Here is an 18,837-nt window from a genome sequence, read left to right as displayed (position 1 = left end):
CAATCAGCCAGACTATCCGGAGAAAAGTGAATATATGAGGCCAATAAAGGAAAGAATGTGTACAAAAGTAAGATATTGAACCCAGTATTGCTTGCCGACCACACACGTAGGGCTATCAGTACGCGCGACTAGCGGATTATAGGCACTCGAAGACGACAGAACGAGAAACCGTGTTTAGATGATGGCGCTCCAGGGACCCTTGATGACCCAGAACAGGCTCTGGTAGCCCGCGTACATGAACACTACGAGGGCAGCGACGATGGCCCCTTTCGGCCGTTCCAGCGGAATGTCACGGCGCGCCTCGACTTTCCGGGATTCGAACTCGAAGAAGTCAGTGATGACTGCGCCGAGGACGAGTACCGACAAGACCATCCCGCCGTGATGGTGGAGCGTCATGTAGAAAAACGACAGCACGACCAGTACAATGTTGGTGAACGTGTGTGCCGGGTGGCGGCTGACTGCGTCCGCGCCATCGTTTTCGTACTGTTTGACGTGGCTTCTGTGGGCGAGCTGCCGGGTCAGGAAGTTGACGATTACCACTCCGAAGATGACGTATTCGATGAGGAGCGCGCCGCCGACCGTGGGGCTCCCCAGAATGGTATCCAGTGGCCCAAAGAACGTTACGGATGGCTGCATATGCAAAGCTCTGTCCACCGTCCATTAGTGTCTTTCCAATCTCACTCGAATCTGGACTGGCTCTCGTCGACGACGGCGGTCCGAACGGGGGATCCGAGCGAGATCGTGATACTCTCCTGATAGCCCACGGGCTGCGATACGCGGTCATCGACGAGTAACTCGACGGTCGCCTCGTCGCGTTCCACCGAAGCACTGAGTCCGGCGACAGGCAACACCCAGTGATCCGGGTCGGTCGCAAACGGTGCGATCGGTGCCACCACTGCCTGGTCCGACGGCGCCAGAATCGGGCCGCCGACGCGGTGGGCGTAGCCCGGTGAGCCAGCGGCCGTTGCGATTACGACGCCGTCGGCCCGGAACTGCCCGATGCGGTCGGCCGTCGACGCGATAGTGAACTCGGAGATGCGGGCCGCGTCGGCGGTAACGAGAGTCACGTCCCAGAACGCCTGTTCGACCGTTCCGTCAGGCATCGCCACGCGGAGGACCGGATGCGTCTCAACCCGGGCGTCAGCAAGCCCTGACACAGCGGCGACGGCGTCGTCTCGCGGTACTGATCGGACGCCGCGACCAGCCGCGACTGGCAACACGAGCGGGTCACCGTCAACCCGCGCCGCGGCAGCGACGGCGTCCTCACCGACTGCCACGACCCGGTCGGTCTTCGGAACAGTGCCGTCACTACCCCGTTCAACAGCCACGCCAGCGTCTCGAAGTTCGTCTGCTATGGCGTCGTCACCGACCACACCAACGGGGGTTCCCATCATCTGAAACTCCGGGCCGGCGGAAAAAAACCTGCCGCACTCCGCGCGGTCACTTCAAATATCGAGGCGACGGCGCGCGTATTCGACGAGAATCGGCATATCCGAAAGGTGGGTCAGCTTCGCAATCGCCCGACGGTCACCGCCGTTGATCTGCCTGAGGGTGTCCTGTCCGGTGCTCCGGAGGTCGTCCATCAGCTGATCGTACCGCTCGTTAGGAGCGAGATACAGCAGCTCCGTCATCATCAGGCGGGCGTTGTGTTTCGGGGCTACCTCGCTGTGCCAGAGCTGATCGTAGACAGAGAGGTTCTCCGCGGAGGTGTCGGGTTCGTCGGGCTTGAGCGCCGAATCGGCTGTCGCGGCGGCGGCGCGGGCCGACTTCATCCCCTTGTGGATGCCCTCGCCCCACAGCGGGTCGACGGTCGGGACGGTGTCGCCGATAGCCATGAAGTTGTCCGTGCTCATCGAATCCGGGGGCTGGATGTGGGCCGACCCGCGGTGGGCTTGCGTACCCTCGATCTTTTCGGCGTCGTCGAATCTGGGGTCCGAGTCGAGCCAGTACTCCAGATAGTCGTCGATGCCCATCCCGTCTTTCGCGTACTTCTGGTGAGAGCCGTTCTGGATGTAACAGAGGCCGACCTTCGCTGTGTCTTCACCGGTGTGGAAAATCCAGGAGTAGCCGCCCGGGGCGAGGTCGTGATCCAGGCGGAGCATCATCGCGTCCCGGAGGTCGGCGTAGTCGTCGTGGTTGACTTCGACGCCCTCGAACTCGTACTCGACACCGATAGCCTGATGATCCCGCTTGAGGTTACACACGTCGAGTTTCTTCGCCAGTGGCGCGGCAGGGCCGGTGGCGTCGATGACGATGTCGGCGTACACCTCCTCGTCGCCGTCGTACCGGACGCCGACGATCTCCCCGTTCTCCATGATCGGTGCTGAGACACGGGCGTCGAAGCGGTAGGTCGCACCCTTGCTCCGACCCTCCGAGACGAGCCACTGTTTGAACTCCGCGAACTCCAGGACCGCTCCGGTCTGATTGCGGACGTAGTGGTCGTTGGGGGATTCGAGCACGACGTCGTCCGTGTAGTTCATCACCACGTCATCGGGAATCGCAAAGCCCGTCATCGCCGACATGAACGTCCCGGCGGTGGACTTGTTGCTCTGACGCGGGAACTCGTCTTCGGACTCGGTTTCGAGAACGAGCACCTCGTAGTTTCGCTCCGCTAGATCACGGGCACACTGCGCTCCAGCGGGCCCGGCTCCGGCTATCACCACGTCAAAGCGCTCGCGCATGGTTGTGGGTATTCCCTGTCGGTAATCAGTCTTTCCGAATACACCGAGGGCGGTCTCGAAAGGGTAAAGACGGCCCCACTACCATGACGGGAACACCCGGGGCGACATACAATGTTCAAGACAGGCGCGGGCGTGCTCGCGGACAGGAGGCGGCTTCCCACGGCCGTACGGGCGGTACTGGGATACTACGCGGACACCGGCGTGTTCGACGCCGGCAGCCTCTCGCTGAAATCCGAGATCGACGACCGCACCGAGGCGATGGTCGACGACGTGACCGACCGCATCGAGGACGCCCTCGAAGACGAGTTCGGCCGTCCGGTCGAATTCTCCTATGACACGAAGCTCATCCTGCCCGCGCAGCTAACGCTGGGCTACGTCTACCGCAACGCTCGTCAGCAAGCACCCGGCGACCCCGTTATCGACGCTATCGCCGACGGCGTGCCGACTGTCGACGAGACGGCACTGGAACAGGGGCCGGCACAGGACCTCGCCCCCCGCGAGATGGTCGTCCGCGCCGAGCAGATGACTCGCCTCTCCATCGAGGCGCTTATCGACGGCGACATGCGTGACGCGATCAACGACGACGAGTTCGAAGATTTCGAGGTCGACTTTGACGCGAGTGAAGCCGACCGCCGCCGCGTCGCCGAGGTCGCCCAATCCGCGCTCCAGTCCCACCTCGACGGCCTGTTGGAGGATATGCCGCCTGTTGTCGAGAACGCCTACCAGTGGGCCGTCGACTACAGCGAGGCCCATCAGGACCGCGACGGCTACTTCCGGGAACTGATGACCGCGGCTGAGGACGGTGACGAGGACTCTCTGACAGATATCCGCGAGGAGTACAAGTTCGCCGAGTACGACGAGGAGCCGGCGACACTCACCGAGACCGAAAAGGAACTCCCCTACAGCAAGACCCAGTACGCGCGCGTCGGCGTCCTCTACGACGGGATGCTAGACCTCTACCGACTCGCCGGCCTCGATATCGACGACGAGTTCGCGAAAGCCATCGTCCTCGCAATCATCGGCGCACAGGTGTGGCTTGACGACGTAGACGACTACGACGACGACCGCGCGGAGGGGCAACTGACGCCAGTCACCGCCGAGTACCTGCTCGCACCCGACGACGAGGCCGCCTATCGGCGCGTCGTCGACGTGACCGAACAGTATCTCGACCTCGCGAAGTCGTACGCGACGGCCGCCGACTCGCCGCTGACCGGCGTCGCTGTCGAGTACATCTACCGCTCCGGCGACCCGGACGTCCTACCCGGCAAGCCCAAGTAGGCGCACGAACGACAGCGACTCGACCCAAGCGCCAGAGTTTATATCCCGCCGCCCGCACCGGGATTTGAATGCTTCACTCGTGGGTGGGCAGGGTTGTCGCTATCTGTGGACTGTTGGCCGTGCTGTTCGCGCTCATGGTCGGACTGGGGGCGGCCACGCCCGCTCCGGCGCTGGGTGACTACCCAGCCGAGGACGCACTGGCCGAGGACTACGACAGCCACGTCGGCGAGTACGTTCAGGTGACCGGCACGGTCAGTGGGACCAGCCCCGTCGAAATCGCCGTCGAGTACGAGTACGCTACTGGCGGCGAGCGCCACAGCGGGACGCTCGCAGTCACGGTCCGGAACGTCGACACAGCCGTCGCCGAGGGCCAGTCACTGCAAGTGTATGGCACGCTCGGCCCGGACCGGACTATCACCGCGGAGAACAGTGTGAGCGTCCCGGCGATGAACTACGCTGCGATGTACCTCGTGTCCGCCCTCGCTGGCCTGTGGACCCTCGGGCGACTGATCTGTGGCTGGCGGCTTGACTGGCAAACGGGGGCACTGTGCCGGCGTGAAGAGCCGCTCAGGCCGATACGAGCGCTCCTTACGATGATGCGGGAGGTGCGTGCCTGATGCCGGATCTGCTCTCGCACGCTTTCATCGCGTTCACCATCTGTACCCTCCTGTCACTGCGGTACGACTGGCTCTCTGGAGAGTACGTCACCGTGGGGATGGCCGGCGCGTTCATCCCGGACATGGCGAAGATCAAGCTTCTCGTGGATGCTGCAACCGTCGAGGCAACACTGGATATCCCGTTCGACTGGCTGGGCGTCCATACGCTCGGCGGCGCTCTCGTCGCCGTCCTCGTTGGCGTGGTCGTCGTGAACCGCTCCGACCGACGGCGCGTGTTCGGTCTGCTGTCGCTTGGAGCCACCAGCCATCTGTTTGCCGATGCGCTCCTGTTGAAAGCCTCTGGGCGGTCCTACGAAGTGCTGTGGCCACTGACGCAGTACCACCCGCCGACGCCGGGGCTGTATCTGAGTACGGATATCTGGCTCACCGGCGTCACTGGGTCCGTTGCAGTGGCGGCCTATCTCTTTGTGCAGTACAGAGCGTAGCGCCACTTCCCTCGACCCTCCCTCAGCGTTTCCCCAGCGCTGTCTCGAACACGCGCTGGGCTCGCTCGTAGGCGGCGTTCCGGTCGACGATTGGATGTGGGTACTCCGGTGCCAGTTCCTCGCGTTCGCCGTTCGAGAGCGTCGGCCAGTCGACGATCATGTTCGCCGGAACGTCGCGAAGCTCTGGCACATAATCCGTGACGTAGTCCGCCCCGCTGTCGTACTTGCTCATCTGTGCGACCGGGTCGAAGATACGTACGTCCACGGAGTCGGTCCCGGTCGATGCTGTCCACTGCCAGTTCGCGGCGTTGCTGGCGGGATCGTGGTCAACGAGCTTCCGGCGGAAATGACGGGCCCCCTCGCGCCAGTCCACGAGGAGATGCTTCGTGAGGAAGGAAGCGACGTTCTGACGCGGTCGGTTGTGGATGTATCCCTCCCGTTCGAGCTGGCGCATGCCAGCGTCGACGAACGGATATCCAGTTTCGCCACGCTTCCAGGCCTCGACGTTGTCCGCGTCGTTTTCCCATTCGATGGGGTTCGGGAACGCCTTGTAGTTCTCCGACAGCAATGTGGGGTTGTAGTACAGTAGATGGTAGTTCTGCTCGCGCCAGGAGAGTTCGTAGCGGTACTTCTGGATGTTCCGCTGGGCGTCGCCGGTGGCTTCGGCGTGGCGGTCGGACGCGTCGCGCCACATCTCTCGGACACCGATCATACCCGCAGCGAGATACGGCGACATACGCGAGACGGCGCTGGTGGGCCGCTCGACGGCGGCCCGCATGTCGTCGCGGGTGTCGTTGTAGGTCTCGATACCGCCGGTGAGGAAGTCGTCGTACCGCTGCCGTGCGCCCTCGTAGCCGGGCGTCGGCAGGTCGATATCCGTATCGATGGTCGGGGCCGTCGTCGGGTCCGACACATCGACGAGCGAGTCCGAGTCCGGACTCCCGACCGGCGGTAGCTTGTGGTGGGCCTGCCAGTCGTCGTAGAAGCGACTGTGGTTCTCGTACTCGCGGTCAAGTCCGGCCGGGTCGACCAGCGCGAGGTCGGTCAGCGATTTCGTCGAGAGCGCGTCGTCGACGCGGCGTTGGCGGTTGCGTCGCGCGGGACGGTAATGCTCGTTGTAGTACACGCGGTCAGCGTTGTACTCTTCGACGACGTCCGAAAGCACATCGACGGCGGCCCCCTTCCTGACGAGCAAGTCCCCACCGTGGTCCCGATAGGCCTGTTTCAGCGCTCGCACACCGGCCAGCAGGAACGCCCGCTGGCGCTTCCCGACGCTTGCCAGCAGGTCTGTGTCGATAACGTACACCGGCAGCACTTCGTCGTCCGCAGCGGCGGCAGTCAACCCCCGGTTGTCCGGTATCCGGAGGTCACGCTGGTGCCAGAAGACGTGCATACCTTTCATTGGGGATACCTGCATATGGGTCCGAACCCGATTCTATTGTGTGTGGGAATCAAGGCCACAGCACAGTCTGTGGTCGGGATACTGAGACCGCTACGCGGGCTTGTGAACGAGGTAGCAGTACTGCGTGAAACTAAAAAAGGTCTCCCCGTGAGCCGCCTGTTCTCGGAGGTCATCGGCCCAGGCCTGTGCCTCTCTCGGCCCGATTGCCTCGTGGTCGGCCGCGTAGTCCTCGATGAACGTCATGAGGTGGGCCGCGAAGGTGTCGTCGAGGCTGGTGTTGACGATGGTGTTCGGTTCGACCCGGTCAATCGTCAGTCCGGCCCCGCGAAGATGCGGGGCAAGGTGGGAACCCAGCCGCGGGTGCGGGCAGTGGTCGTCGAAGGCATCGAGAACGCGCGCCATTCGTTCGGGATTGGGGCTGCGCCACACCAGCGAGGAAAAGTCGGCGTCACAGACGACAGCTGTCCCGCCGGGCCGCAGAACTCGGGCCAGTTCCGAAACAGCCGAAGCAACTGTTTCGAGGTACTCGAACACCTGCACCGCAACGGCCGCGTCAGCCGATTCGTCGGCCACTGGGAGGTCATCGGCGTTTCCCTGTGCTAGGGTCACCTGCGGTAGCGGGGCACAGCGCGCTCGGGAGAGTTCGAGCATCGCCTTGCTCCGGTCGATACCGTGAACGTGTCCCGCATTGCCGACCGCCCAGCCGATCTCCGCCGGCTCAAAGCCCGGCCCACAGCCGATAGAGAGAACCTTGTCGCCTGGTTCGGGCGCGAACAGGTCCCGTACTCGCTCCCGTCGCGCCACGGCCGCCGGCGTGCTGTATATCGCTTCCTCTTGCCGGGCTTCCGCCTCGTCGTAGTCGAGTGTGCCGCCCATTTCCGTACACTGCCCATTCAGCTGTCATAAATAAAACCATTCGGTAGCGTTGCACTCGACTCAACTCGGCCCTGGGATTTACTACTGAGAAACCGTCACTGTTACCGGTTCAAATAGAACCACCAGCATACGGCGGCCGCAGGCCGCCGTTTCACGACTTCGCGGCGCGCCGCGAAGTCGCCTTTTTAGCGTGGATTTTTGGGCGGGGGGTTCGCGCTCGCCAGTGGCGAGCGCGAACCCCCCGTCGAAAAAGGTACTAGTAGAACTCGCGGACGAGATCCATCGCACCTTCAGGCGCGCCGTCGGGGATCTCGGCCATCGAGCCTTCGACGCCTTCGCGTTCCTCGAAGGGGACGGAGTCCTCGTCCTGGTAGAGGACGCCCATGTACTCCTTGTCGCTTTCGAGGATCTTGTCCTTGGCCTGGTCGCGGTCCGCGGGGTCGTGGTCGGTCTCGTCGAGGTCGACGATGGCGTCGCGGAAGTAGTCGTAGGTGTCCACATCGTTGAACGTCACACACGGCGAGTAGACGTTGACGAAGCCGAAGCCGTCGTGTTCGACGGCCTGCTTGACGATCTCGGCGTGGCGCTGGGCGTTCGAGGAGAACGACTGCGCGATGAACGTGGCACCGGAGGCCAGCGCCAGCGCCTTCGGGTTGACCGGCGGCTGGTTCGGCCCGTCGGGCGAGGTCGAGGTCTCGAAGTCCTCGCGGCTCGTCGGCGAGGCCTGCCCCTTGGTCAGCCCGTAGATGCGGTTGTCCATCACGACGTAGCTCATGTCGACGTTCCGGCGGACGGCGTGGATGAAGTGGCCGGCACCGATAGAGTACCCGTCACCGTCGCCGCCCGAGACCATCACTTCGAGGTCCGGGTTGGCCATCTTCACGCCGATGCCCACCGGCAGGGCGCGGCCGTGGACGCCGTGAAGGGCGTAGCTGTGCATATACGTCCCGATCTTACCGGAACAGCCGATACCGGCGACGATGAAGGTGTTGTCGGGGTCGTTGCCCGTCTCTGCCAGTGCCTTCATCATGCCGTTCATCGTCCCGAAGTCACCGCAGCCGGGACACCAGGTCGGTTGCTTGTCGGATTTGAAGTCTGTGAAGCGAACGTCGGAACTCATTGTGTTGCCTCCGGGGGTGTGTCAAGCGTTTGCTTGATCTCGGTTGCCAGTTCGTCTGCTTTGAACCGCACGCCGTTGTACTTGTTGATGCGCTGTACCCGTTCGAGGACGTCGTGCTCAATGACATCCGCAAACTGGCCAGTGGCGTTACACTCGACGACAATGACGTCCTCTGCGGCTTCGATCTCTTCGGAGAGGTCCGGCCGCGGGAAGATGTACGGCACCGAGAGGAATCGCACGTCGTAGCCGTCCTCCTCCAGCAGTGTCAGCCCCTCGCGCAGGGCTCCTTCGTTGGAGCCCCAGGAGATGACGAGCGTATCGGCGTCGGAGTCGCCGAACTCGCGGTAGTCGAAGTCCTCCTGCTCGCGGGCGGTCTCGACTTTCCGCTGGCGCTTGTCGACCTGCTCGATACGCACGTCCGTGTCTTCGGTCCGCCGGCCGAGTTCGTCGTGTTCGAGGCCGGTCGTCATGTGCGCGCCGTCGGTCGTGCCGGGGAACGCACGCGGCGAGACCCCGTCTGCGGCCGCGAAGTGGGCCTGGAAGCGCCCCTTCTCGTCCAGCCAGGCGTCGATCTCGTTCTCGTCGACGACCTTCCCGCGGTCGATTTCGACTTCGTCCATGTCGAAGGTCTCGGGGGAGAAGGTCTGTTCCGTCACGGCCATTGCGAGGTCCGAGACGAGGAAGACCGGCGTCTGGTATTTTTCGGCGAGGTTGAACGCCTCGACGGTCTTCCAGAAGCACTCCGAGACAGTCGTCGGAGCGACGACGAACCGCGGAATTTCGCCGTGGCCGCCGTACAGTGTCATGTTGAGGTCGCCCTGCTCCTGCTTGGTCGGCATCCCGGTCGAGGGACCGGAACGCATCACGTCACAGATGACCAGCGGCGTCTCGCTGGTGGCGACAAGCCCGAACGTCTCGGTCATCAAGTCGATACCCGGACCGGACGTAGCGGTCATGGCTCGGGCACCGGCGCGGGCCGCACCGAGGGCCATGTTGATGGCGGAGAGTTCGTCCTCGGCCTGGACGACCTTGCCGCCGAACTGGTCGACGCGGCCGGTCATGTACTCCATCACGTCCGTCGCCGGTGTGATGGGGTAGCCGGCGTAGAAGCGACAGCCGGCGGCGATAGCGCCCATGCCGATGGCCTCGTCGCCGTTGAGGAGCACGTAGTCCTCGTCGGTGGTCTCCATGTCGTAGTCGAACTCGCCGTACTCCTCTTGGACGTAGTGTTGTCCCTTCCGGGCGGCTTCCTTGTTGTTCTCGACGATGGCCTCGCCCTTGTCGCCGAAGCGCTTTTCGAGGCTTTCGTCGAGGTTCTCGATGGGGAAGCCAGTGACTTCACACGCCGCGCCGAGGGCGACGACGTTGAGCATGATGGCCCCACCCGCGTCCTCGGCGAGTCGTTTCAGCGGTACTTCGAGTGCCGTCGCGTCGCCGGGCACTTCCACGTCCTGCATCGTCGAGCGCTCGCCGTCGTAGATGATGACGGAGTCCTCGTGGAGCTCGTCCTCGTTCTCGTGGATCGTGCGCTCGGTGAGTGCGATCAGGATGTCCAGGCGGTCGACGACACTCTCAACCCGGTCGACTGACGTCCGTACCTTGTAGGCAGTGTACCCGCCGCGGATGCGGGAGGCGAAGTCCTTTGAGGTGAAGACGTGTCGACCAGCCCGGGAGAGTGCCTGCGCGAAAATCTTCCCGGTGGAGTCGATTCCATCGCCGGCTTCGCCGCCGATGGCCCAGTTCAGGTCCTCTGGCATTATATCCCTCGGGTAGCCAGCGTGGCAGGAAAAGCCTTCCGTAACCGCCCGCGCGCGCACTACTCGGTTTCGAGTGAATTCCGCCGTAGTTTCGAGGGAATACCGGCATAATCCCCCGTATGTGGAAAAACACCGGCAACATATGCTGGCTAACGTGAAACTCCGCGACCGTAACCCCCTTGCCCAGTCACGGTAACTCTCGGGTATGGATGAACGAGTCCTCGACGTGGTTGTCGTCCGAGACGTCGGACCAGACACCGTGGCGATTGACTTCGAGACGCCGGACGCCTTCGACGCACAGCCGGGCCAGTTCGTCAAGCTGACGCTGACCGTCGACGGGGAGGACATCTCGCGGTTCTACACCATCTCCTCGCCGACGGTCGATGGGGCGTTCGAGATCACCGTCGGCATTGACCCCGACGGCGAGCTGGCACCACAGCTCGGCGCACTCGAAGCGGGCGACGGCGTCCGCATCGCTGGGCCGTTCGGTTCGGATTACTACGAGGGCGAGAGCCGCGTCGTCGTGCTCGCCGGCGGTCCCGGGGTCGGCCCGGCGGTCGGGATCGCCGAGCGTGCGCTGGACGACGGCAACGAGGCCGCAGTCGTGTACCAGGACGACGCGCCGGTCTACGAGGACCGACTGGACGCGCTCGCCAAGGCCGGGGCGCTCGTCTCGGTCATCGACGACGACGAGCCCCTGACTGAGCCGGTCGCCGAGGCCGTCGAGGACGGCGGTCAAGTGTTCATCTACGGCTTCGCGGACTTCCTCGATGCCGCCACGGAAGCGCTCGAAGACGCCGGCGTCAGTACCGACGACGCGAAGGTCGAGAACTTCGGATAGGTCGGTCAAGCGCCGTGTCACCGGTCGGTCCTGACTTCATCGATGGATAACCGGGAGCGATGTTAGCTTTCATCACCAGCGTCCGGCGCTCGAACAGTCATCACCGGCACCGGCGAGGTTCGGACCAGTTTTTCCGCGACGCTGCCCAGCAGGTAGCGGTCGATACCAGTGCGACCGTGAGTCCCGATGACCACGAGGTCGGCATCAGCCTCCTCGATGGCGTCGAGGATGGCCCGATACGGGACACCGTGCGTGATAGCTGTCTCGACAGTCTCGACTCCCATCCCGGAGAGTCGATCGGACGCATCTCCGACAGCATCCGTCGCGACAGACTCCAGTTCGTCGACGATAACGCTCGACCCGACATCGATGCCGAGTGATCGCGTATCCACGACCGAGACGAGATGGACAGTGGCATCGGTCGCGCTTGCGAGCGCGCCCGTCGGTTCGATAGCTGCCTCCGCGCCGCTACTGCCATCAGTCGGGAGCAGAATGTCGTCGAACGAGACGGTCCCCGGCTCCGCGTCGGCTTTGACCGAGAGGACTGGTACGTCGGCGAGGCGGACGACCTTCTCGGTAACGCTGCCGAGGAGGAACCGCCGGACACCGGTGCGGCCGTGAGTCCCCATGACGATGAGGTCGATCTCGTTCTCGTCGCCGTAGTCGAGAACCGCGTCGTGGACGACTCCCTCGCGGACCGCGGTGGTGACGGACAGGCCCTCGGTGTCGACGTGGTCGGCTTGGGACTCGATGAACGCTTCTGCTGGGGAGTCGCCGTCGTAGTCCCAGTCGTCCGTAGGCCCGTGTTCGTCGACGACCGAGAGAACGTGGACGGCTGCATCGTGAGTGCTGGCGAGCGTCGCGGCGACCTCGAACGCGCGCTCGGAACCGGGGCTTCCGTCGGTCGGAACGAGGATTCTGTCGAACATTGGGTGTCGCTATTCACCGCCGTCGGTGATAAAGTATCGTGGCTGGTACAGGAACGTGGGAGAGCGTCACTGCGACGCAGTGAGTCCGGAACAAAACCTATAACAATCGGATGCCAACATCCCCCATGCGCGAGGCAAGTCGGACGACGCGCCAGCGCATCGCTGACCAACTACGCGACGAAGCGATGGCCGCCGGGACAATCGCGAACGAGTTCGAAATACAGACCAGCGACGCGCTCACGCACGTAGAGCATATTTCGAAATCCCTGGAATCGACCGACGAACAGCTCCTCGTCGCGCCGCCGGAGTGCGAGGAGTGCGGCTTCACGGACTTCGACGACCTGACAAACCGACCAAGCCGGTGTCCGGAGTGTAAATGCGAAGCGGTCTCAGAGCCGGCGTACCGGATCAGCTAACCGGTACGGAGTCCCGGAGAAGCCGATTCCAGCCGCTCAGTTCCCGGAGAAGCCGATGCGACCGCGCGAGGAGAGGTCGTGGTCGCCGGACGGCCCCTGGTTTTCGAACTCGTAGCGCTCGTCGGTCAGGTAGACGACGTCGTCCTCGGTGGTAATCGAAACTTCCTCCAGAACCGCTCCCTCGCAAGGGCCGTAGTTACACAGCCCCGAATCGGATTCGAACGTCGCCCCGTGTTTCTCACACACCAGTTCCCCATTCCGAACAGTCGCCCCACTGCCTTTGTCGAGTCGGACGTCTGTCCAGTGTGGACAGTAGTTCTCGAACGCGACGACCGCGTCGGACAACTCGACGATAATCGCCTCCTTCGTGTCGAAGCCGTCGCGAACAGTGAACAGAAAGGTTCCGTCAGCGGGCACCTCGTCCAGCGCGACGATACGGCTGTCCTCGTCCATACTACGCATCCGTACGGACGTAACCCGTTTCAAACCGCCGATCCCGGCGAGTAACCGCGTGAAGCGCCACGGGCTATTCAGACGGAAACGGCACCGTGCAGTAAGAAGCGAGGCCAGAGCGCGGCCAAAGCTCTCGTGAAGTGAGTAGCCAGCGGTCACTGGTCAGGTTGTCGATTCAGTGTCAACTGTTATCGGGGGACGCTGCGAACGCGACGCTATGGGAGATGTCGTCATTTACGGCTCGTACGGCTACACCGGCAACATCATCGCACAGGCGGCCATCGACCGGGGATTAGAGCCCGTACTGGCCGGCCGGAACCGGGACGAACTCTCGACGCAGGCGATCAAACTCGGCTGTGAGTCCGAAGTCGTCGGGCTGGATGAACCCAAAGTGCTCGACGTGCTGCTCGACGACGCCGACGCCGTCGTCCACTGCGCCGGCCCGTTCAGCCGGACGTGGGAGCCGATGGTCGAGGCCTGCCTGCGAACCGGGACGCACTACCTGGACATCACCGGGGAGCTCGACGTGTTTGAGGCCATCCACGAGCGGGACAGCGAAGCACGGGAGGCCGGGATCATGCTCCTGCCTGGTGTCGGTTTCGACGTGGTCCCGACGGACTGCCTCGCTGCACACCTCGCCGACCGGCTGCCCGACGCCGACACGCTGGCGCTGGCGTTTCACGCGGAGATGGGCGTCTCGAAGGGAACCGCGAAGACGATGGTCGAACACATCGACGCAGGCGGGGCGGTGCGCCGCGACGGCCGCATAGAGCGAGTGACCGTCGGGAGCGAATCGCGCGAGATAGACTTCGGCTGGGGACACGATGGGATGAACACCGTCTCGATCCCGTGGGGCGACGTGTCGACGGCGTACCACACCACCGGCATACCGAACGTGACCGTGTACATGTCGATGCCCCCGTCGGCGGCCCGACAGCAGCGGTTTGCGGGGCTGTTCGCGCCCGTACTCGGTCTCCCGCCGGTGAAAGCCGCGCTCAAGTGGGTCATCGAGCAGACGACCGAGGGACCCGACGCTGAAGAGCGCGCAAGTGTGCCCAGTTTCGTCTGGGGCGAAGCCAGAACTGACGACGGCGACCGCGTCGAGTCCCGACTGCGAGGGCCACACACCTACGACCTCACGGCGGCGACGGCGGTCGAAATCACCGAGCGGGTCTTGAGCGGTGACGCACCCGCCGGGTTCCAGACGCCCGCCGGCGCGTACGGTCCCGACCTGATTCTCGCTGTCGACGGTGTCGAACGCGAAGACGTGGTGTGAACGGACTACTTCGAGGTTGGTGAGAAAGTCGGGTATCTATCACAAATAAAATAGGAACGTAGAAGTGTGTCTTTCGGGAGCCGGAAACGCGGTAGAAATAGTGACTTAGTCCCCGTATAATCTCCGTATTACTGTTCAGGTATACTCTATTTCTGACACATAATAAATCTCATATACCAACTATTTATTATGATGTAGAATCTCATCATCTTTTGCGGAAAAGCATGGTAGATAACATGAAACATACTTTCGAGAGCAGATGAACCGAACCCGAATTACCGGCAGTAAGCAGGCGTCTCGGCGAACCGTTCTGAAAGGACTCGGAGCGCTCGGTGCCGCAGTATTCGGCACCGCCACATCGGTCGGCAGTAGCGCGGCTGTCGGCGATAGCGCGGTGTACCAGTACTACCACACAGACTGGACAGAAATCACAGCGACGCTGGAAACAGTCGCACAACAGGGCTACGACACGATTCAGGTCCCACCGGCCCAGCGGAGCCGCCTCGACCGGAGCCACCAAAACGGCGTCACCGACCCGCCACTGGGCTATCAGCCCGTCGACCTGACGGATTTCAACAGCGTGTTCGGCACAGAGGCCGAGTACGAGGCGATGGTTCAGGAGGCCCACAATCAGGGCCTCGACGTCGTCGCCGACGCGGTCATCAACCACATGGCCGCAAACGACGACTTCCGGGGCGCACCGGGCATTACGTTCGAGGATCTCCCTCGATTCAGCGAACGCGATTTCCACCCGCAAGACGGCATTAACTACGACGACCCCGAGTCGGTCGAGGACGATTGGCTCGTCGGGCTGAAGGACCTGAAACAGGAGTCCGAGTACGTCCGCGGCGAGTTACAGACCTACGTCCAGAAGTACGCGGACCTCGGCGTCGACGGCATTCGCTGGGACGCCGCCAAACACGTCCCCGAGTCGTTTTTCGCTGACTACGCGAACCAGTGGGCCGACGACCTCGATCTCTGGACAGTGGGTGAGGTGCTCGACGGCGATATCGGCGTCTGCCAGGGGTACGCCGATACGGGGATGTCCGTCACCGACTACCCGCTCTATTACACGATGAAAGAGGAGGCGTTCCACAGCGACGGCGATATGCAGGCGCTCGACGGCGCCGGCATGGTGAATCAGTCGCCGTTCCAGGCGTTTACCTTCGTCTCGAACCACGACAGCGGGCCGCCGGACTACGAGAAACTCGCGTACGCCTACATCCTCACGTACGAGGGGTATCCACGCGTGTACAGCAACCGTATCAGCGTCGACGACGACGATATCCGGAACCTCCTCTGGATCCGGAACAACCTCGCGAGCGGCGGCTCACAGACCCGCCACGTCGACCAGGACCTGTACGTCTACGAACGAGAGGGGAACCTCCTCGTCGGCCTGAACCGTGCGAGCGGCCAGCGGAGCAAGTGGGTCCCCACAAGCTGGACGAACCAGACACTCAACGATTACAGCGGCAACGCGGGCAATATCTCGACCAACGGCGATAGTTGGGTCCAGATCACCGTTCCCGCGACAAGTTGGGTCTGCTACGCACCCGAGTAGACCGCGGACGCGGACACCAGTCAGCTGGCACGCCAGCGACCAGCGCTGGCTCGCTTTCCACTACCTTCAGCGCGATCAGTAGTACCGCTCCTCGATTCGCTCGTCGAACAGCCGCTGAAGGAGCTTCGTCATCGGCCCGCTCCCCACGGAGATGCCGTCGACGGTCGCGATGGGGCGGATCTCCCACGTCGAGTTTGTGAGAAACGCCTCGTCGGCGTCACGCAGGGCATCGAGCGAGTAGTGACCGGTCTCGACGGGGAACTCCTCGCCGCAAGCGATGTCCATTACCACGTCGCGGGTGACCCCCGGCAGCAGGTCGAGGTCCGTACTCGGCGTCCGGAGGCCGTTGTCCGTGACGAAAAAGAGGTTGCTCGTCGCCCCTTCTGCAAGGTTCCCGTCCGTGTCCCGGATGAGACACTCGTCGGCTGGTTCACCGCCAGCGGCGGCTTTCCGGAGTTCGAGCCGACCGAGAATCCCGTTGAGGTAGTTGTGGGTCTTCGCGTCTGCCGGGACCGCCTCGCTCGGAATCCGCCGGGTCCGGACCGTCTGCACCGACGCCGGCTCGTCCCAGACGCGCTCGCCGTCGAGCCCGCCCCGCGGAAGTCCCTTGCAGATGACGACGACCGTCGGGTCAACATCGCTCCCCGGCGTGAGCTTCCCGGGCTGGACGCCCCGTGTGACCGACAGCCGGACGTACGCCTCCGAAAGGTCGTTGGCCGCGAGCGTCTCGTCGACGCGCTCACGGAGGTCATCGGGCACGGCGTCGGCGAACCCGAGCGTCTCGGCCGTCCGGTGGAGGCGGTCGCGGTGGGCCTCCCACTTGAACGGGTCGCCGCCGTATGCCCGGAGCGTCTCGAACGCCGCGTCGCCGTACATGAACCCGCGGTCGCGCACCGACACCGTCGCCTCGTCTTCGGGGACGAGCGCCCCGTCTACGTGGTATTGCATAGCAGGCAGAAGTTCTCGATCATGGTCTTGCCGTGGTCGGTCAGAATACTCTCGGGATGGAACTGGACGCCGATGTGCGGGCGGTTGCTGTGGCGGACGCCCATGACGACCTGGGACTCGTCCGTGCCGTCGGCGGTGGCAGGTTCGGACGAGTCTGGCGTCGCAGCGGTGTTCGTGGAGCCGTCTTCGTTGACGGTGTACGCCGTCTCGATCAATACGTCGGGGAGGTTCTCGCGGTCGACCGCTAGCGAGTGGTAGCGGCCGACTTCGAACGGGTCCGGAATGTCTTCGAACACGCCGGTGCCGTCGTGGGTAACCGACGAGGACTTGCCGTGGACGACCGCCTCGGCGTGGCCGACGGGTGCGCCGTTGGCCGCACACAGCGCCTGATGGCCGAGACAGACCCCCAGCGTCGGATATTCCAGTTCCTCGAATATCGGTATCGAGACGCCCGCCTCCTCGGGCGTCCCCGGCCCCGGCGAGACGACGATGCCGTCGGGGTCCAGTTCGCGGATATCCTCGACGTCGATGGCGTCGTTGCGCCGGACGACCACGTCGTCCTCGGTTCCGCCGAGTCGGATGACCACTTCGCCGACGGACTGGACGAGGTTGTACGCGAACGAATCGTAGTTGTCGACGACCAATACGGTCGGAGCGAGGGCATTCGTTCCCGATCCATTCCCACTGTTGTCCCCGCTGCCACCGCTACGATGACCGCTCATTGCTGGTCCTCCATCGCCAGGTCGACGCGCCGCCCCAGGGCCTCGTCGACGGCGTTGACGAGCGCGCGGCCCTTGTCCAGCGTCTCCTGGAACTCGCTGTCCGGGTCCGAGTCGTGAACGATGCCCGCACCGACGCGGAGGTGGTACTCCTCGGCGTATCGGACCAGGGTCCTGATGACGATGTTCAGCGTCGCCCGGCCGTCGAAGCCGAACAGGCCGATAGAGCCGGTGTACGGCCCCCGTCGCGTGGCCTCAACCTCGTCGATGATCTCCATCGTCCGGGGTTTGGGCGCGCCGGTGATGGTGCCGCCGGGGAACACCGCGGCGATAGCGTCCTGCAGAGACGCGCCGTCGCGGAGTCGGCCCTCGACGACCGAGACGAGGTGCATCACCTCTGAATAGCGGTCGATGCGCCGGTAGTCCGACACCTCGACGCTCCCGAATTTGCTCACTTTCCCGAGGTCGTTTCGCTCCAGGTCGACCAGCATGGCGTGTTCGGCCCGCTCCTTCGCGTCGTCGAGCAGGTCCGCCTCCAGTCGGTCGTCGGCCTCGGGTGTTTCACCCCGCGGGCGGGTGCCGGCGATGGGTTCGGTTTCGATCCGGTCGCCGTCGCGGCGCAAGAGGAGTTCCGGGCTCGCGCTAACGAGGTCGACACCGGGGAACTCGAGCAGGGCGGAGTACGGTGCCGGGTTCACAGTTCGAAGTGCGTCGAAGGCCTCGACCGGATGGACCGCGGCGGGTGCGCGGAGGCGCTGTGAGACGTTCGCCTGGAACGTGTCGCCCTCGCGGATGTACTGCTTGACCGTCCGGACCCGCTCGGCGAACTCCTCGCGCGTGCAGTCGCTCTCGAACGTGGCTTCGTCGGCCTCGACCGGCGGGGCCTCGACGGCGGGGTCGCCCTGTTCGGCCGCCCGAGCAAGGTCCAGCGCGTGTTGCTTCCCGAACTCGTAGGCCAGTTCTGGCGTCTCGAAGTCGCCGACCCGCGGGCAGGCCGTCACGCGCAGCGTCACCGACTCACCGCGGGGCTCCTCCCAGGCGGCGAAGCGGTCGTAACGAGCCACCTGCAGGTTCGGGAGGGCGCGGTCGGCGTCGGCGCTGTCGGGCAGTGACTCCAGTTCCCGCGCCACGTCGTAGGAGAACCACCCGACGGCCCCGCAGGGATACGGCACGTCGCAGTCGCCGCGGACCAGTCGCTCGCCGTCGAGGAACTCGGTCAGCGCGGCGAGAGTCCCGCCTTCCCTCGGATCGACCTCGCGGAAATCCGCCGGGGCCGTCCCGAAGTAGCCCCACCCCGACTGGCCGCCGGTGGTCGCCAGATACACGCCGCCGGTCTCGTCGCGCGCCCGGCGATAGGCGAGAAACGGGTCATCAACGTCCACGCGAACCTCGACAGGGACGCGTGCCTCCGGGGGCGCGTCGGCTGCGAGGTCGGTGAACGCAGTCCGGTCGGTTTCGACCGATTGCATTACCGAACG

At 64.0% G+C, this 18,837-nt stretch carries 19 protein-coding genes; 7 read left to right on the top strand and 12 right to left on the bottom strand.

Features of this window, described 5'->3' with window-relative positions; all coding sequences use genetic code 11:
- Positions 1-174: 174 nt before the first annotated feature.
- Genes ACNO8S_RS06435 through ACNO8S_RS06425 form a run of 3 tightly spaced genes read right to left on the bottom strand, consistent with a single transcriptional unit; the run spans position 175 to position 2,681 of the window.
- Positions 175-636, bottom strand: a complete 462-nt coding sequence (locus tag ACNO8S_RS06435) for a DUF7313 family protein (protein WP_420182676.1) — start codon at positions 634-636, stop codon at positions 175-177.
- A gap of 41 nt (positions 637-677) precedes the next feature.
- On the bottom strand, positions 678-1,391 hold the full coding sequence (locus tag ACNO8S_RS06430; protein ID WP_050037989.1) for an NAD(+)/NADH kinase: 714 nt from the start codon (positions 1,389-1,391) through the stop codon (positions 678-680).
- 54 nt (positions 1,392-1,445) lie between these two features.
- A complete protein-coding gene (locus ACNO8S_RS06425; protein WP_014040230.1) occupies positions 1,446-2,681 on the bottom strand; it encodes a digeranylgeranylglycerophospholipid reductase in 1,236 nt (411 codons plus the stop codon).
- Between the two features lie 111 nt (positions 2,682-2,792).
- Here ACNO8S_RS06425 and ACNO8S_RS06420 point away from each other — a divergent pair, with 111 nt between their 5' ends.
- The 3 genes from ACNO8S_RS06420 (at position 2,793) to ACNO8S_RS06410 (ending at position 5,061) form a co-directional block, all read left to right on the top strand.
- Positions 2,793-3,959, top strand: coding sequence for a hypothetical protein (locus ACNO8S_RS06420; RefSeq protein ID WP_420182675.1), 1,167 nt, complete (start codon positions 2,793-2,795; stop codon positions 3,957-3,959).
- A 68-nt stretch (positions 3,960-4,027) separates the two neighbouring features.
- Positions 4,028-4,576, top strand: coding sequence for a hypothetical protein (locus tag ACNO8S_RS06415; RefSeq protein ID WP_064287993.1), 549 nt, complete (start codon positions 4,028-4,030; stop codon positions 4,574-4,576).
- On the top strand, positions 4,576-5,061 hold the full coding sequence (locus ACNO8S_RS06410) for a metal-dependent hydrolase (protein WP_014040227.1): 486 nt from the start codon (positions 4,576-4,578) through the stop codon (positions 5,059-5,061). The genes ACNO8S_RS06415 and ACNO8S_RS06410 overlap by 1 nt, the downstream gene beginning before the upstream one ends.
- A gap of 22 nt (positions 5,062-5,083) precedes the next feature.
- Here ACNO8S_RS06410 and ACNO8S_RS06405 read toward each other — a convergent pair whose 3' ends face one another.
- The 4 genes from ACNO8S_RS06405 to ACNO8S_RS06390 all read right to left on the bottom strand — a co-directional run bounded on the left by ACNO8S_RS06405 (position 5,084) and on the right by ACNO8S_RS06390 (position 10,216).
- Positions 5,084-6,454 (bottom strand): cryptochrome/photolyase family protein, encoded by a 1,371-nt coding sequence (locus ACNO8S_RS06405; protein WP_420182785.1) that lies wholly within the window; start codon positions 6,452-6,454, stop codon positions 5,084-5,086.
- 99 nt (positions 6,455-6,553) lie between these two features.
- Entirely contained in the window at positions 6,554-7,339 is a 786-nt protein-coding gene (locus ACNO8S_RS06400; RefSeq protein WP_050037986.1) for a methyltransferase domain-containing protein, read from the bottom strand.
- 256 nt (positions 7,340-7,595) lie between these two features.
- Complete coding sequence (locus ACNO8S_RS06395; RefSeq protein ID WP_151103327.1) at positions 7,596-8,459, bottom strand: 2-oxoacid:ferredoxin oxidoreductase subunit beta; 864 nt, start codon at positions 8,457-8,459, stop codon at positions 7,596-7,598.
- Positions 8,456-10,216: a 2-oxoacid:acceptor oxidoreductase subunit alpha gene (locus ACNO8S_RS06390; RefSeq protein WP_151146412.1), complete on the bottom strand. Its 1,761-nt coding sequence runs from the start codon at positions 10,214-10,216 to the stop codon at positions 8,456-8,458. The genes ACNO8S_RS06395 and ACNO8S_RS06390 overlap by 4 nt, the downstream gene beginning before the upstream one ends.
- Before the next feature lie 205 nt (positions 10,217-10,421).
- On the opposite strand from ACNO8S_RS06390, the gene ACNO8S_RS06385 reads away from it, so the two are divergent.
- Positions 10,422-11,057, top strand: a complete 636-nt coding sequence (locus ACNO8S_RS06385; protein ID WP_050007125.1) for an FAD-dependent oxidoreductase — start codon at positions 10,422-10,424, stop codon at positions 11,055-11,057.
- A 62-nt stretch (positions 11,058-11,119) separates the two neighbouring features.
- On the opposite strand, the gene ACNO8S_RS06380 is transcribed toward ACNO8S_RS06385, so the two are convergent.
- Positions 11,120-11,986 (bottom strand): universal stress protein, encoded by an 867-nt coding sequence (locus ACNO8S_RS06380; RefSeq protein ID WP_014040221.1) that lies wholly within the window; start codon positions 11,984-11,986, stop codon positions 11,120-11,122.
- 125 nt (positions 11,987-12,111) lie between these two features.
- On the opposite strand from ACNO8S_RS06380, the gene ACNO8S_RS06375 reads away from it, so the two are divergent.
- Positions 12,112-12,402, top strand: a complete 291-nt coding sequence (locus ACNO8S_RS06375; protein WP_004592932.1) for a transcriptional regulator — start codon at positions 12,112-12,114, stop codon at positions 12,400-12,402.
- Positions 12,403-12,438: 36 nt separating this feature from the next.
- Here the strand turns inward: ACNO8S_RS06375 and ACNO8S_RS06370 are convergent, their stop codons facing one another.
- Positions 12,439-12,855, bottom strand: coding sequence for a Rieske (2Fe-2S) protein (locus tag ACNO8S_RS06370; RefSeq protein WP_050037982.1), 417 nt, complete (start codon positions 12,853-12,855; stop codon positions 12,439-12,441).
- A 217-nt stretch (positions 12,856-13,072) separates the two neighbouring features.
- Here ACNO8S_RS06370 and ACNO8S_RS06365 point away from each other — a divergent pair, with 217 nt between their 5' ends.
- Positions 13,073-14,131 carry a saccharopine dehydrogenase family protein gene (locus ACNO8S_RS06365; protein WP_420182674.1) on the top strand — a complete coding sequence of 353 codons (1,059 nt, stop codon included), beginning with the start codon at positions 13,073-13,075 and terminating at the stop codon, positions 14,129-14,131.
- A gap of 259 nt (positions 14,132-14,390) precedes the next feature.
- Positions 14,391-15,692 carry an alpha-amylase domain-containing protein gene (locus ACNO8S_RS06360; protein ID WP_008309416.1) on the top strand — a complete coding sequence of 434 codons (1,302 nt, stop codon included), beginning with the start codon at positions 14,391-14,393 and terminating at the stop codon, positions 15,690-15,692.
- Positions 15,693-15,767: 75 nt separating this feature from the next.
- On the opposite strand, the gene ACNO8S_RS06355 is transcribed toward ACNO8S_RS06360, so the two are convergent.
- Genes ACNO8S_RS06355 through pabB form a run of 3 tightly spaced genes read right to left on the bottom strand, consistent with a single transcriptional unit; the run spans position 15,768 to position 18,828 of the window.
- A complete protein-coding gene (locus ACNO8S_RS06355; protein WP_420182673.1) occupies positions 15,768-16,640 on the bottom strand; it encodes an aminotransferase class IV in 873 nt (290 codons plus the stop codon).
- Positions 16,625-17,362 carry an anthranilate synthase component II gene (locus tag ACNO8S_RS06350; RefSeq protein ID WP_420182672.1) on the bottom strand — a complete coding sequence of 246 codons (738 nt, stop codon included), beginning with the start codon at positions 17,360-17,362 and terminating at the stop codon, positions 16,625-16,627. The genes ACNO8S_RS06355 and ACNO8S_RS06350 overlap by 16 nt, the downstream gene beginning before the upstream one ends.
- A complete protein-coding gene (gene pabB, locus ACNO8S_RS06345; protein WP_336330070.1) occupies positions 17,359-18,828 on the bottom strand; it encodes an aminodeoxychorismate synthase, component I in 1,470 nt (489 codons plus the stop codon). Before pabB ends, ACNO8S_RS06350 begins: the two co-directional genes overlap by 4 nt.
- Positions 18,829-18,837 lie beyond the last annotated feature (9 nt).

Origin of the sequence: Haloarcula sp. KBTZ06 (assembly GCF_048595605.1) — an archaeon.
In the GTDB taxonomy this organism is placed as follows: domain Archaea; phylum Halobacteriota; class Halobacteria; order Halobacteriales; family Haloarculaceae; genus Haloarcula; species Haloarcula hispanica.
Note: the sequence above shows the minus strand (reverse complement) of the source record. Positions and strands in the feature narration are given on the sequence as shown.